Below are 14926 nucleotides of genomic sequence, written 5' to 3' on the forward strand. Positions count from 1 at the left end.
TTCTTGGATTCGGTCTTCAGCCAGGCAGACAACCGATCGGCAAAAGGATCGAGCTTGCTCGGCCGCTCCGGGACCTTGAACTTCGGCTCCACGCCGTCCAGACGCAGGTATTTGCGGATGGTATTCCGGGATAGGCCAGTCCTGCGGCAAATCTCCCGGATCGATAAATGTTCTCGAAAATGCCAGCGTCGGATCACGCTCAATAACGCCATGTCGATCACTCCATAGCCCTCGCTGAAAACATGCGAGGGAAGGTTGGAACATGGGTCAATTCTCAATGGAAATATCACGCCACGCCGGGTCAGTTCTCAGTGGCAATCAACAGTCTCGTTTAATCCCGGCGAGTTCATAGGCTTTGCCGGATGGGCTGACGACACGAATGTTCAGCCCGTTTTGGATGGCTTCGTGCGCTGGTGCAAGAAGCTGCCGACGGTCATAGCGGCGCGCTCCAAGACGCCGGGGGCCGCCAATGGCTGAAACCTCCGCAATCGAGTGGTGCGACGCCACCGTGAATTTCTGGTGGGGCTGCACGAAGGTCTCCCCCCGGGTGTGATCATCGCTATGCAACAAGCCAGCCAACGGTCATACATTTAAACGGTGTCGTTTAAATGGTCCCGAAGTCGACGTCTTGGCCGCCGTTGTTCGATCTGACACCTTTATTAAGCTTCGCAATGGCTCCGAAGGGTAGAGATACTGTCTCCGATGTCCATTCGTTATTGCCACCTACGGGGTTCTCTGTTCCAACAAAGCCTTTGATTAAAATAGGGTCCGCAACTTTATCGGCCGACATTGCGTCCTCAGAATACGCAACGTGGCATATTACCTCCATGAAGTCACTTATCCCAACCAATCTGGCGACGGCGAGGCTTGTTAAATACATCCCTTTAAGCTGAAGTAGCGCCTTGACCCACCTACTGTGCGACATCTTCATCTTCATCTCGATAATATGAAGCTTGCACCCGTCGCGTTCGAAGGTGATGAAAGCTCCCTCGGCACATTTTTTATTAGATAATGACCAGATCATCGGAGCTTGATCTTTGGCTTTTACCTTTAATACAGGCGCACTTGATCTAAAGAACGCTTTGCCTCGTCCCTGGTCCTTCTTTTCCTCAAAGTGGAATTCTTCGCCAGCGCCAAAAAACTGTAAGAACTCTGGCAAAAAATGTTCTCTAACGTTGTCCTCACAGACCTTAATCATTGCGCTGTTTCTCGCGTATCGCCAGCGTTTCACGTGCGAGTGATAGAAGCGTTCTATTCAGACTGGGGACTACGAACCCCTCTGGCGTTTTTTTAATTTTTTGAACGTCAGTTGCCCCTTCGATCGAGTTGAACTCGTAAGCTTCTGCCATGTCGGGACTGATGATGTCCTCGCGCTTATAGCCAAACTCTTTCATCAGCGCCCGACGTTTTGGATGATCAGACAGCGACATCAGGTTGTTTATCTGCTGCAAAAAAGTGTCACTATGAGTTGTAAGTGTCACTTGAGCCCCGGCGGCGATGAGACGTGAGATGGCCCGAGCCATTTCGCGCTGCGCTTCAAGATGAAGATGGGCCTCCGGTTCTTCTAAAATAAAATGTTTTCCCCGAATGTAAGATTTCATTTCAATGAGATAAGGAGCTAGCTCGGTTATCATTGAAGATGTGGCATGCAACGGCAATTCCAACTCAGAACCGCTGGGTCTGAAAGCCAAAGACTTCCTAGTCTTCCCTTCCCCTAGAACGATGTCGCCACTCATAATTGTTTCTTGCAACCACTTTGCCAACTTTGATTTCGAATCCTTGAATTGGCTCTGCGTAGCGGACAGCTTTTGAAGAAAGGCTGTAAGTGGCATAGGGAGATCTAGGTTTTGGGCGCCAGTAGGTGCAAACCTATCCGATGCGATCGAGTTGTAAGTGAGCATCAAACCGGTTCGAGCAGCAGGAATGTAGGACACACCTCCGAAGGGACGTACATAACCGTTGACGACAATGCTTAGGAGCTGCTGAAACAGCAGATCTTGGAACACATTGGTTTCTTCAAAAAAACGCCTCTCAAATTGTAGGCCAAAAGACAAATGATCATCTGCTCCCCCCACGCGAACGTACATGTCTTCTCGCTCGTCACCATCACTACTGACCTCTCGAACACGAGAGAACCGCATAGTGAAGGGCTCGAACTCTGTGGTCTCTACCGAAACTGATGTGCGATCGAAGCCGTCAAATGCAAAAACTTTGGCAAGAAACTCTGCCCCTTGTCGTCTAAAAAGATCATTCAAATATTTGATTAGCTCGGCACCTTTTTCGGCGTCGATGATGATCTCTCTATCTGTGTCAAACCCATCTAAACTGAAAAAGTCTCTGATCCATTTTGGGCGCCTGCTTCGTGCTTCTTTATTTGAAAGCAGTAGGTTGAGGTTGTTCAGTGCCCAGATCAAGGTCGCAAGATAGCTTTTCCCGGTGTCATTCTTGCCAACAAGGATTGTAAGAGGAGCGAGCTGAACACTTGCCGATCTCACCCTACCAAGATTACTCACTTTAAATTTTAGCACGTCTCAAACTCTCTATGGGTACGCCAGCGCAACGGTCTGCATCCTACTAGCAAAGGTTTAAAGCACCATAAAGCGGGTTAGGCTTGTCAAGCAGACCCGCGGGCGCGTCCGCGAAAGATCTGCAGCGACGGGGATATACTCTTCATTCAATATGTCACCTACTACCGTCTAGACGCTCATCCTGGGCGTCCAGCGCGAACCTTCCCCAACCCAGCATTCGCCAGATACTTCTCGGTAGTCTTCTAACGATCATTAAATCGGCAAAGCATAGTAAAATTATGCTACTTTCCGCAAATCGATAATGTGTTCTTTCCTCATTCGACTGCCTAGGCTGTTTCCGGCGTTTACAGCCACGGGCATATATCGGCGATTATCAGGAATCTCGCGCTCAGCTTCGCCGGCTAGCGCAAACCCAGCTTGAAAGGCCGCATGTTTGAGAAATTCGCTGTTCTGAATATAAATACCGCGAATTGTGCAGTTGCCGATCACGTAAGTCGCTACCGACCCGGCTTTCAGCACCCGAAAAGCTTCACCTGTCTGCTGTACCAAATCGTCAAAATACCGCTGCAACATTCCAGCTGTTTTTGTGGGAAGATCTGAGAGGCCCATCTGCAACAGTAACGCTGCAAACCGTTCAGACATGGCTCCTCCCCTTGATTTCTCGGCACCAATAGCGGTGCCTCGAACCTCACGAAGACCTCCTAGTCCAAAACCGAGCCACACAAGTGATAATCTATGACCTCGCATGTAGTCGATCGCATTTAGGTACGGGGGCGATGTAATAATCAAATCAACTGTATCGTCGCCGATATGATCCAGCTTCCGCGCATCCCCAACCTTAGTTGACACTTTCCCACTGAAATTTGCTGATCCGAGTACGGACGAAATGTGCTTGACTGACGCTGGTAGCGCGGAGAACACGTCAAAGTCGTTCTCTGAAATGGTTCTGTGAGGACGACTGTGAGCTGTGTCTCTGGCCAATGACGCCTTAGGCTCTTTCGTTATGATCAGGCGTGACACTGCCACCTTTAAAACGTCTAGTACCGACGGTGATAACCCAAGCCTATTCTCGCACAACTGCCAAGCAAACTTACGAAGCTGCGTTTTCTGCTTCTCGGCGAACCAAAAATCGATGAAACTCCGTGTTTCAATGTCATCATCAATCCAAGGGAGGTACTCTTCGCGCGAGCAATCTTTGGCACATGCTGATAGCATTGCGCGTAGTCCCGCCTCTACATCGACAATGTTGATGGGTGTCGCTCCAACCCGAGAGATCAGCTCCGCCAAAGGATCGAGATCAACACCAACAGCATTGATCCCATTTCTCGCCGCTTGCGAGAGCACCATTCCAGAACCCGCCATCGGATCCAGGACAGTCTGACCCGGAGATAAAGCTTGAACCTTCTCGATGGCGATTTCCGGTGCCATCCGTGCAGGAAACGGGTGAATATGTCTCATTTCAGGCTCCGCGCAGGCTCGTATCGAGCGCAAGCAACAAACTGTTCCGAGCGACCTTATGATCTAGCGCTCCTCCAGGGCCTTTTACCTCATACATTTCTCGATGTCCCCGCTTAACTGAAACATTTTCCTGCGTCTCACCACGATCTTCCAAAACGGATTCCAGATCGGAATAAGAAAGTGTAACCATTCCGTCTTTCGCGCAAACAAGAACACTCAGACACTCACCAAAGCGTGTCCGGTAATCATCTAGCAAGCTTCGTTGAGACACATGGAAGTTGAACCCCCAAGGCCCTTTTCGCGCGGTTGAATATTTCACGTAAAAAGGCAAACGATCGTTTAGTAGAAAAAAGCCAGGAACGGTGACATCTAAACGCGCAATCGAAACAGAAACGTTCGAAGCCTCCACAATTCGATGAATAACAGAACCGTAATATCGGGATGAGTCAGTTATCATTTTCTATTCTGAATAAACTTAATCTTCTTACCATTTATCTTGTAGAATAAGCGCGCCTTGCCCAGTTCGTTGTGAAATATTTTTAGGTGGTGTTTCGCATCCGGATACTCACTCCGGCCATATTCGTTGGTACTAAATATGCCTTTCGATCTTCGGATTGAAGCAACTTCTTCAACTGGATACTTCGTGCTCGTTGAACCAAAATCACTCGACTTATGAAACGATAATTTAGCCCGAGAATTATTTATGTCGTAGGCGAGGAAGTTAAGAAGGAAGGTCGGGAACTCGGTTTCCGAAAAATGCTCGCGTAGCCGCTGAAGCATTTGCACATCGGTCTCCCCTTTTCGGGCCATCAAAGCTTCGTGGATTTTTTCATCGTATTCAAAAAGCGCAAAGGACATCTCACCTCCTTCGAAGCTCACGGTAGCGTGGTCAATCGACGAGGTGGCAGTTGGGGTCGTTTTATGATCCGAAAGCCATACAGGTGCTCCCGCGCTAGTTCGGACCGCCTGAATCGCTAGCTTATGGAACGCGAAACACTTGCTCCATTCTCTCATAAGCAGCTTTGGAAGCCACAATTGAAAGTACTCTTTGTAATCATTTCTTGAACCAAACATACGAGCACGCTGAATGTAAGTATCCTGCGCAAATTTTCCCTTTACGGATCTGGTAAAGTACATCGATAGAAGATTGTCGAATGTCACACCACGGGAAATTATATTACCGCCCGCACCGAAAGAAAATAAGCTGGTTGGTCTAGCAATATCAGAGACGCGACCACTCTGACCTTTTGAATTTATTTCAACGATAACATGTCTATAAATATTCCTAAGAACGAACTCTACAACAGAATTTGGATCATCTTTTGAGTAATGTTTTGCGACAGAAACCAGCTTGTTTTTAAGCCTTTCAAACGCGCCCCCTTCAGGGGAAGAAAGTCCCGTGATCGTATTCTGAATAACGTCGATGTCGTTTTGGTGTTCATCCCGCTTGCCGCTGGTGTGCACCAACATGGTGAAATTCTTTAGGTTGCCGCGGGCATGCTGCTCCGCCACGCCACAAAGAAAATGGATTATCGCATTCTCCAGCTCACCACGCTCGGAACCTTGGTGGGACTCAAATTCGTGAAGTCTATAATCGACCTTTCCGTCAAACGGAAAAAAGAAGTCTTGGCCGACGTAATTTGCATGCGGTAGGAAATCCACCCACATCTCGCTATTGTTGCCGAACGTATTATTGAGATTGAGCCTCGCCGGAGTAGCAGTAACACCTATGTAACGTCCGTTCTCGCCCAAAAGCTCGTGAATTAGCTCGTTTATTTTTGTCTTGTCAGCGCTATTTACTTTCGCGTTAGGGGAAGCAAAGTCAGCTTCATCATCAATAATAATAATATCTTTTCTGAAACGCAGTAATTTTTTCAGCTTCTCCAAATCTCGCGCATTCTTTTTGGAAAATATTACCCATTTTTTTGACCCCAAATCTTTTGCTTCGTGTGGCAGCTCACTGAACTGCTTTGGCGAAGGGCTCAACCCGGAGTCTCTGAATCTCGACAGGCTCTGCTCGAGAAGATCTACGCTATCTGTCAGCAAATTTAGTATGAGGCTGGCGCCTTCATCTAACAGCCGCGCATTCAGCGCGATCATCATCTCAGTCTTACCACTCTGGGGCTCGCCAAAAATTACTAATGAACGACCATTTATACCTTCAATATTTGAGACTGTTTTCTCAACGGTGTCCTCAATAGACTTGGTGTCAATATTTTTCGCATGAAGAGTCGCTAGACGCTTTGAGTATTGTTTTTCACCAACATCGCCAACAATTGCTGCCCAATCCACCGTCGCACCCCCGTAACGCGATTCGCCTTTAAGTTACTGTTAAGCATTCACTCAACTAAGTAAACACCGCAAGCACGGGTGGAGTGCTTCTTCCTCTGTAATCGTTTTCGCCACGCCGAGGGCTACACCGTGTCTCTTTGGCGCCTGCGGAAATTGGTCGAAGTTGAATTGGCTGTTAAACCGCAATACGCCTTTTACGCGACCGAGCCGGGTCCGGACCTCCTTTATTGAGCCGGATCGGACCATTCACAAAGTCTTCGAGCGACGGGACGCCCTTCAAAATGAGATCTGCATAGATCTGCGCCAGCTCTTTCCGCCGTTCGATGTGAAGCGCACGATTATATGCCGCTTCCACCTTGTCTTTCGGAGTGTGCGCGAGCATCAAATCTATGACGTGGCGATCCTGCGGGTACCTCTCGTTCATGATTGACGAAAAGGATGCGCGAAAGCCGTGAGGCACATGCTTTTCATAATACCCTGCCCGGTTAAGAAAATAGCCCATGGCATTTAATGACATCGATTGCGTCGGACGCCGAGGATTCTGGAACACAAATTCGCCCCTCCCAGTCAGCCTTCGCAACAGAGCTATTATCTCCATCGCTTGGCGAGGTAGTGGCACTAGGTGATCGTAAAGATCGGCTTGTTTCCGATCCAGCTTGAGCTTCATCCGTGACGCAGGGATGCGCCAAACCGGATCGTTTTCGTCCAAGTCGTCCCACTCTGCCCAAGGCGTGGATGCTAGGGTTCCAGGTCGCACCGCTGTAATTGCGAGCAGTCTTAGACCCAACTTGACGTGCGGACGGCCAGGCGTCTTACACACATCGGTAAGGAGCTGCCTGATTGCCTCAGCGGACGTCAAAGCTGGGCGCCTGCCCTTGTGAAGCGGCACCAGCGCGCCCTGCACCACTGCGGCTGGATCGCTTGTCGCTCGACCGGTGGAAATGGCGTAGACGAAGACGGCTGATATCCGCTGACGGTGTCGCTTCGCCGTCTCAACGGCACCCCGCTTCTCGATTAGACGGAGCACACCAAGGACGATCGGCGCGTCGATTGCAGTGATGGACAGCCCGCCAATATGGGGCAACACGTCACGCTTGAGCGTTCGCCAGACCTCGTTCGCATGGGCTGGCGCCCACACAGTGCTGGCAAGGTCGAACCACTCCTTTGCGACAACTTCAAACGTCGCTTCCGCGTCAGAGCGCTGGATCGCCTTTTCAAGCTTTTTCTGTGCTGACGGGTCTTTCCCAGATTTAAGGAGCTGACGCGCCTCGTCCCTCGCCCGCCGTGCATCTAGCAAGCTCATCTCAGGATAATCACCGATGACGAGTGTCTTTTCCTTGCCGAGAAACTCGTAGCGGTACCGGAAAATCTTGCTACCTGCCTTCGTAACATAGACATGCAGGCCATTGGTGTCAGAGAGCTTGTAAGGCTTGTCCTGCGCCTTCGCTTTTCGAATCGCCGTGTCGGTTAGCACGCCCACCCCATCGATACCCGGTTTTCGCCACCTGATACCCGGTTTGGTACCCGGAAATGACCGGGATAGTACGAAACGTTATGGGAACCAGTGGGAATATATGAACCGGAACGATCGAAGCGCGCAAGGGCCAATGAGAACATATGGGAACATATGCAAAACAAAAGTGGCAGATGGGGTGGGATTCGAACCCACGGTACGCTCTCACGCACGCCGGTTTTCAAGACCGGTTCCTTAAACCACTCGGACACCCATCCTTCGGTGGTGAGGCTTTATAGCGGTTTGAAAAAGGCCGTCAATCCCGCCCGCGCAAGCCGCCCTGGTCCTCCTGTTTCCGTTGGCTTGTCATTGTCCTGGCGTCGTTGCCGGCGGCAGCAGCGATCCCTCGCCTGAGGGAACATTCGGAACCTGCTGAGCCGAATCAAACAGGGTCAGGCTGAGAACAATTGCAACAAGCACCAGCAACAGCGCCACGAAGAAAATTCCGGATTTGTCCATGCGTCTGCTCATGTCCGGTTATGTTAGGGTGGAATATGGGGAATTCGAGGCAACAGGCAGAATCGAAAAGCATGCGGCGCCGATTGTCCGTTCGCTTTCGTCGTTTTGCAACCGGCGAAGGATCTCTCTGGCCCTTCAGCCACGGCAACCCGTCATCCAGCTCCTCTGCGTGACACCCTCTCCTCAACTTCGCAATGAGCAAAATTTATGCGCCGGCGTACTGTTTGGGACGGAAATGGCCTATCACGTCAGCACTATTGTCGCTTATATAGTCACATCGCTCCCGGGCATTGCCCAACTTTCCCCGAGCGATCAACCTGCCCCGCCATCTGCGGGGCTTTTTTTTTGGCGTCTCTTATAGAGAACGCCCGGCCAAGACAGGCCACGCCAGCGCACGCACCTTATACCTTTTATCGCTTAAACGCCGATTCCCGATCCGCCATCACCGTGCCGTCCTCCATCCCGGAGAATATCCTCGAACAGGTTGAGCAGCGCCGGCGGCAAGGTGTCGGAAAGTTCGGCAATGATTTCGTTGGCGCGATTATAGGAATAGATGGCGCAGAGCGTCAGGACCAGGAGCAATATCCACGGCCAGATCGGCTTGCGCCGCTGCGGCTCCCCGTTCGGTTGTTGCGGTAACGTCATTCCGGCACCTTCCGTTCAGGCCTTGACGCGCGGTTCGCCTCCCGGCGCATAGGCGGTTTTCTGCAGGAAACGGAATATATTGCCGCATTGCGCGCAGCGGATCATGAAATCCGTCGGATCGCCCGAGGCGCGTTCCGTGCGAAATCCCCGGGGCATGTCATCGATGCGAAAATCGACGTCACGGCGGGTTTTGTCATCCGATTCCGACACTTCGGCGAAACCCTGATGGCCGCATTTGGAACATTCGAGTTTCCGGGAATATCTGTCGCGCGCTGCCATATGCCGTCCTCTGCTTGTCGCTATCAGGTAACAGCGGCAAAACATCATTTCAATGGCGATCGCCGCAGGTTAAAGCTTTGTCAGCCCATTTCCGGCCCGGAAACCGCATTGGCGGCAAGAGTGAATTTGGAGGCCCATGCAAAACGAAAGCCCCCTGTTTTCATCGTCTCTGATGCGCCGCGTCGCCGTCATTGCCGGAATCCTCCTCATTGTCGTCATCGTGCTCAATGTCGGCATCAAATGGTACGGCGAACGGATTCTCAAGGCGGGCCATACGACGGCAACCGATACGGTGGAGATCACCATCGGCAACGACCGGCTGAAACTTGCGAAAAATACGCTGCGCATGCCCGCCGACCGCCAGGGTGGCGAACAGGAACGGATCGATCTTTACCTCACCTGGCCCGACCTCAGGGGATATGAGGATGCGAATCGCACCGCATTCGATGATCCGGCTCACGTGACGGGACTGATCTTTATCCAGCTGTCACAAAGCACCATGTCGCAGGATATGTCGGGCCGTTTCGGGCCGATCTATGCCCGGTTGACACAGGGAGAGCCCATGCCGCTGAAGCACGGCCTGCTGCTGCACCGTCTGCGGCCGGATTCGGGGTACGGCAAGGAGGTCGTATTGACCGGACGGCGCGAGGGCGAGAGCGATTACGTCGTGCGCTGCCTGCTGCCGCAAAAGCCCGAGGAAACAACGGGCAGCGATTGCCAGAGGGATATCCATGTCGGCCAGGATCTCACCCTGTTTTACCGTTTTTCCGCAAGCCTGCTGCCGCAATGGCAAAAGCTCGACGCGGATGTGAAGGCTTATGTCGAGCAGCGCCTCTTAAAAGACGGAAATACGTGAAACGCCATGGCACAGATTGCGCGCCAAAAGTCGCATTTTATGGAAGGCGGATACCTTTCATAAACCACTTGGTAACGCCATCCCGATAAAGTTTCTTCCCGGAGCAATCGGGCGGGGCGTGTCCGAGCGGAATAGAAATATGCGATTGAAGAGTTCAGCAGTGTTGAAAAGTCTATCTGGGGCACATTCGCGCAAGGCGGGTGCGACGTCTTTTGTAAGGTTTCTGGCGTTGACCCTTGCTGCGGCGTTCATAACCGCAACATCCGTTGGCACCGCGCAGGCCGATCCGAAATATGCGGGCATCGTCATCGACGCCAAGACCGGCAAGGTTCTTTACGGCGAGGATCCGGATGGCTTGCGTTATCCCGCTTCGCTGACGAAGATGATGACGCTTTATCTGACGTTCGAGGCGCTGAGCGCCGGCCGTATCTCGCTGGATTCGAAAGTGCCTGTGTCGGCCAATGCCGCCAAGGAGCCGCCATCCAAGCTCGGTGTGCGCGCCGGTGGCAGCATCACCGTCGAGCAAGCAATCCTCGCGCTCGTCACCCGCTCCGCCAACGACATGGCAACCGCACTTGGTGAATATCTCGGCGGTTCGGAAGACCGTTTCGCCAGAATGATGACCGCCAAGGCCCGCGCACTCGGCATGACCCGTACGACCTATCGCAACGCCAACGGCCTGCCCAACACGGCGCAGATGACGACGGCGCGTGACCAGGCCCGCCTCGGCATCGCCCTTCGTCAGCATTATCCGCAATATTACGGCTATTTCTCCACCCGTACCTTCAATTTCGGCAAGCAGGTCATCGGCAATCACAACCGCCTGGTCGGAACCGTCAGGGGCGTGGACGGTATCAAGACCGGTTACACCCGTGCAGCCGGCAGCAATCTTGCAACCTCGGCGCAGATCGATGGCCGCTCCATCGTCGCCGTCGTCCTTGGTGGGCGCTCCAGCGCCGCCCGTGACGCCACGATGCGCAAGCTCGTTGCAACCTATCTTCCGCAGGCCTCCCGCGGTGGCAACAGCAACCTGATCGCACAGACGCGGTCCGCGCCGATCGAGGAACCGGTCGCAGTGGCGGCAGCCGTTCCCTCCGTTGCAGTTGCCGCGACGGATTCCGGTCTGCCGCATGCAGGCCCGGTACCGCAGGCCCGTTATGAGGAATCACCGGTCACAGCCTTTGCTGCCTCCTCTTCCAACGCCGCCGTAAAGGCCATGGAAGCCGCCACCTGGCAGAAGGGCAAGGACCCTATCGTTCAGGCACCCATCCCACCGGATCGCAAGTTGATCACCAACTCAACCAAGGTGGACAATATCGTCACGGCTTCCGTCGCCTCCCCTTCGGTTTCGGCCAAGTCCGAGGCTCCGCAGGGCGGCTGGGTGATCCAGATCGGCGCATCGCCGGATGAAAACTCCGCCCGCGGCCTGTTGCAGAGCGCCCAGGAAAAAGGCGGCGCGGCCCTGCGCTCCGCAAAACCCTTCACGGTGGCCTTCAGCAAGGACGGCTCCCAGATCTACCGCGCCCGTTTCGGCGGCTTTGATGGCCAGAACGCCGCGGTAAATGCATGCAATGCATTGAAAAAGAAAGGCGTCAGCTGCTGGGCGTCGCTCCAGTAAGAGACGTTTCCGCAGGCGGTGTTTCATTCCCGACGCATCGCCTGTCTCCTCGAATTGTGTAATGTGTAGCGAGGCTTTCCAAGATGGCAGTCAACGAGAATTATTCGGACATTGCGTCTGGCAACGGGCAAAGCAGCCTGTCGGTTCTGCATCCCATTCACGAGGCGGCGATGCGTATCGCCGATCTCGGTCTCAACCGCTCCAAGGCGAAGACGCGTGATCTCGTCAGCCTGCTTCTGTCGCATGGCGCCCGCGCATGGCGCGCCAATCAGCCGGAAGCCAGCATCCACCTTCACGTCGCCCGCCGTTCCGGACGCGCACCGATCCATATGCGTATCCGGTAAAAGACACCCACCAAAAGACAAGCCAAAGAAAAACCCCGCGGTGCCTGTGCGCCGCGGGGTTTTTATTAATGGGTGGAGGAAACGAGGCGGCTTATGCCTCGCTCTCCGGCGCCTCAGGCGCATCCAACACAGAGCCGTCCGCTTCTTCGCCATTACCATTGTCGGCTTCGTCGTCGCCCTCAGGCTCGTTGATGCGCTCCACGGAAACCACCTTCTCATCTTTCGCGGTGGAGAAGATGGTGACACCCTTGGTGGCGCGGCTGGCGATGCGGATACCGTTTACCGGCACGCGGATAAGCTGGCCGCCATCGGAAACGAGCATGATCTGGTCGCCTTCGTCGACGGGGAACGCCGCAACGAGTTCGCCGATCTCGGCCGTCTTCGAAGTGTCGGTGGCACGGATACCCTTGCCGCCGCGACCCGATGTGCGGAAATCATAGGAGGACGAGCGCTTGCCGAAACCCTTCACCGAAACCGTCAGCACGAATTCCTCGCGTGCCTTCAGCTCCTGATAACGCTCTTCGCTCAGCTCACCCTCTTCCGTCACTTCCTCGCCAACGAGTGCGATATCTTCCTCGTCGACACCAGCGGCACGCCGTTCGGCTGCCGAGCGCTTGAGGTAGGCGGCACGTTCCCACGGCTCAGCCTCCACATGGCCGACAATGGTCATGGAGATGATGCGATCGCCTTCGGCCATGTTGATGCCGCGCACGCCGACCGAATTGCGTCCGGCAAAGACACGTACATCGTCCACGGGGAAGCGGATGCACTGGCCAAGCGCGGTCGTCAGCAACACGTCGTCGCGGTCCGTACAGGTTTCGACGGAGAGGATTTCATCGCCCTCCTCATCGAGCTTCATGGCGATCTTGCCATTGCGGTTGACCTGCACGAAATCGCCGAGCTTGTTGCGGCGAACCGTGCCGCGCGTGGTCGAGAACATCACATCAAGCGTTTCCCAGGTGCTTTCGTCCTCGGGCAGCGGCATGATGGTGGTGATGCGCTCGCCCGGCTCCAGCGGCAGCATGTTGATAAGGGCCTTGCCCTTGGACTGCGGCGTGCCGATCGGCAGGCGCCAGACCTTTTCCTTGTAGACAATGCCACGCGAGGAGAAGAACAGCACCGGCGTATGGGTGTTGGCCACGAAGAGACGATTGACGAAATCCTCGTCGCGCGTCGCCATGCCGGAACGGCCCTTGCCGCCGCGACGCTGTGCGCGATAGGTGGTCAGCGGCACGCGCTTGATATAGCCGAGATGCGAGACGGTGACGACCATGTCTTCACGGGCGATGAGGTCTTCATCATCCATGTCCGGGCCACCCTCGACGATCTCGGAGCGGCGCGGCGTGCCGAATTCGTCGCGAACGGCGCCAAGCTCGTCCTTGACGATCTGCTGGATGCGCAGGCGCGAGGAAAGGATTTCCAGATATTCGCTGATTTCCGCGCCGATCTTGTTCAGCTCGTCGCCGATTTCATCGCGGCCGAGTGCCGTCAGGCGGGCAAGGCGCAATTCGAGAATGGCGCGTGCCTGCTCTTCGGAGAGATTGTAGGTGCCGTCATCATTGATGCGGTGGCGCGGATCGTCGATGAGGCGGATCAGGCTTTCCACATCCTGCGCCGGCCAGCGCCGCGTCATCAGCTCTTCGCGCGCCGAAGCCGGGTCGGGCGCATGTCGGATGACGCGGATGACCTCGTCGATATTGGCAACGGCGATTGCAAGACCGACCAACACATGCGCACGTTCGCGCGCCTTGCGCAGCAGATATTTGGTGCGGCGGCTGACGACATCCTCGCGGAATGCGACGAAGGCGCGCAGCATGTCCAGCAGCGTCATCTGCTCGGGCTTGCCGCCGTTCAGCGCCACCATGTTGCAGCCGAAAGAGGTCTGCAGCGGCGTGTAGCGATACAACTGGTTCAGGATGACATCGGCATTGGCGTCGCGCTTCAGCTCCACCACGACGCGGTAACCCTGCCGGTCGGATTCGTCGCGCAGATCGGAAATGCCCTCGATGCGCTTTTCCTTGACCAGTTCGGCCATCTTCTCGATCATCGACGCCTTGTTCACCTGATAGGGAACCTCGGTGATGATGATCTGCTCGCGATCGCCGCGCATCGGCTCGATGGTCGCACGGCCGCGCATGATGACCGATCCGCGTCCCGTCTCATAGGCCGATCGGATGCCGGAACGGCCCATGATCAGCGCGCCGGTCGGGAAATCCGGTCCGGGAATGATCTGCATCAGCTCCGGCAATTCGATCGCCGGATTTTCGATGAGCGCGATACAGCCGTCGATGACTTCGGACAGATTGTGCGGCGGAATGTTGGTGGCCATGCCGACGGCGATGCCGCCTGCCCCGTTGACCAGCAGGTTCGGGAACTTCGCCGGAATGACGACCGGTTCCTGCAGCGTGCCGTCATAGTTGTCGCGGAAATCGACCGTTTCCTTGTCGAGGTCGTCGAGCAGCGAATGCGCGGCCTTTTCCAGACGGCATTCGGTATAACGCTCGGCCGCCGGCGGGTCACCGTCGATGGAGCCGAAATTGCCCTGCCCGTCGATCAGCGGCAGGCGGAGCGACCAGTCCTGCGCCATACGCGCCAGCGCGTCGTAGATCGCCATGTTGCCGTGCGGGTGGAATTTACCCATCACGTCACCGGTGACGCGGGCGCACTTGACGTATTTCTTGTTCCAGTCGATGCCGAGTTCGGACATGCCGTAGAGAATACGGCGATGAACCGGCTTCAGGCCGTCTCGCACATCGGGAAGCGCGCGGGACACGATAACGCTCATGGCGTAGTCGAGATACGACCGCTGCATTTCCTCCATGATGGAAATCGGTTCAATGCCTGGCGGAAGCTTTCCGCCGCCGGGGGGGCTCTGGTCAGTCAAAACGGATCACATTCTCTGTTAAGAATCGGATGGATTTTTATAGCGGAAAC

At 54.5% G+C, this 14926-nt stretch carries 13 protein-coding genes, 1 tRNA gene and 1 pseudogene; 3 read left to right on the forward strand and 12 right to left on the reverse strand.

Translation table 11 applies throughout. From position 1 onward, the window contains the following. The 11 genes and pseudogenes from N434_RS22740 to N434_RS22785 form a co-directional block, all read right to left on the reverse strand. Nucleotides 1-212, reverse strand: a pseudogene (locus N434_RS22740) (winged helix-turn-helix transcriptional regulator); the annotation flags it as partial. A gap of 392 nt (nucleotides 213-604) precedes the next feature. Next, entirely contained in the window at nucleotides 605-1198 is a 594-nt protein-coding gene (locus N434_RS22745; RefSeq protein ID WP_112494180.1) for a hypothetical protein, read from the reverse strand. After that, complete coding sequence (locus tag N434_RS22750) at nucleotides 1191-2528, reverse strand: AAA family ATPase (protein ID WP_146227695.1); 1338 nt, start codon at nucleotides 2526-2528, stop codon at nucleotides 1191-1193. The genes N434_RS22745 and N434_RS22750 overlap by 8 nt, the downstream gene beginning before the upstream one ends. 276 nt (nucleotides 2529-2804) lie before the next feature. Further along, nucleotides 2805-3986 (reverse strand): TRM11 family methyltransferase, encoded by a 1182-nt coding sequence (locus N434_RS22755; RefSeq protein ID WP_146227697.1) that lies wholly within the window; start codon nucleotides 3984-3986, stop codon nucleotides 2805-2807. A gap of 1 nt (nucleotide 3987) precedes the next feature. Further along, nucleotides 3988-4443, reverse strand: a complete 456-nt coding sequence (locus N434_RS25515) for a hypothetical protein (protein WP_146227698.1) — start codon at nucleotides 4441-4443, stop codon at nucleotides 3988-3990. Next, the gene (locus N434_RS22760; RefSeq protein WP_146227700.1) at nucleotides 4440-6278 is read right to left on the reverse strand and encodes a Z1 domain-containing protein; all 1839 of its coding nucleotides are present in this window, start codon (nucleotides 6276-6278) and stop codon (nucleotides 4440-4442) included. The genes N434_RS25515 and N434_RS22760 overlap by 4 nt, the downstream gene beginning before the upstream one ends. Before the next feature lie 175 nt (nucleotides 6279-6453). Then, complete coding sequence (locus tag N434_RS22765; RefSeq protein ID WP_110760460.1) at nucleotides 6454-7752, reverse strand: tyrosine-type recombinase/integrase; 1299 nt, start codon at nucleotides 7750-7752, stop codon at nucleotides 6454-6456. A 167-nt stretch (nucleotides 7753-7919) separates the two neighbouring features. Beyond that, nucleotides 7920-8009: transfer RNA gene (locus N434_RS22770), tRNA-Ser, on the reverse strand. A gap of 88 nt (nucleotides 8010-8097) precedes the next feature. Next, nucleotides 8098-8250 carry a hypothetical protein gene (locus N434_RS22775; RefSeq protein ID WP_162854489.1) on the reverse strand — a complete coding sequence of 51 codons (153 nt, stop codon included), beginning with the start codon at nucleotides 8248-8250 and terminating at the stop codon, nucleotides 8098-8100. 417 nt (nucleotides 8251-8667) lie between these two features. Then, complete coding sequence (locus tag N434_RS22780) at nucleotides 8668-8895, reverse strand: hypothetical protein (RefSeq protein WP_110760420.1); 228 nt, start codon at nucleotides 8893-8895, stop codon at nucleotides 8668-8670. Nucleotides 8896-8910: 15 nt separating this feature from the next. After that, nucleotides 8911-9174, reverse strand: coding sequence for a hypothetical protein (locus N434_RS22785; protein WP_065115600.1), 264 nt, complete (start codon nucleotides 9172-9174; stop codon nucleotides 8911-8913). 136 nt (nucleotides 9175-9310) lie between these two features. On the opposite strand from N434_RS22785, the gene N434_RS22790 reads away from it, so the two are divergent. From N434_RS22790 to N434_RS22800, 3 genes are all read left to right on the forward strand, one after another. Continuing rightward, nucleotides 9311-10030 (forward strand): hypothetical protein, encoded by a 720-nt coding sequence (locus tag N434_RS22790; RefSeq protein ID WP_110760421.1) that lies wholly within the window; start codon nucleotides 9311-9313, stop codon nucleotides 10028-10030. A gap of 139 nt (nucleotides 10031-10169) precedes the next feature. Further along, nucleotides 10170-11648 carry a D-alanyl-D-alanine carboxypeptidase family protein gene (locus N434_RS22795; RefSeq protein ID WP_110760422.1) on the forward strand — a complete coding sequence of 493 codons (1479 nt, stop codon included), beginning with the start codon at nucleotides 10170-10172 and terminating at the stop codon, nucleotides 11646-11648. A gap of 83 nt (nucleotides 11649-11731) precedes the next feature. Continuing rightward, nucleotides 11732-11992, forward strand: a complete 261-nt coding sequence (locus N434_RS22800) for a hypothetical protein (protein WP_065115603.1) — start codon at nucleotides 11732-11734, stop codon at nucleotides 11990-11992. A 91-nt stretch (nucleotides 11993-12083) separates the two neighbouring features. Here N434_RS22800 and gyrA read toward each other — a convergent pair whose 3' ends face one another. Then, nucleotides 12084-14876: a DNA gyrase subunit A gene (gene gyrA, locus N434_RS22805; protein WP_110760423.1), complete on the reverse strand. Its 2793-nt coding sequence runs from the start codon at nucleotides 14874-14876 to the stop codon at nucleotides 12084-12086. Between the last annotated feature and the right edge of the window lie 50 nt (nucleotides 14877-14926).

Origin of the sequence: Rhizobium sp. UGM030330-04 (genome assembly GCF_003208455.1) — a bacterium.
GTDB classification, from domain to species: domain Bacteria; phylum Pseudomonadota; class Alphaproteobacteria; order Rhizobiales; family Rhizobiaceae; genus Agrobacterium; species Agrobacterium rhizogenes_A.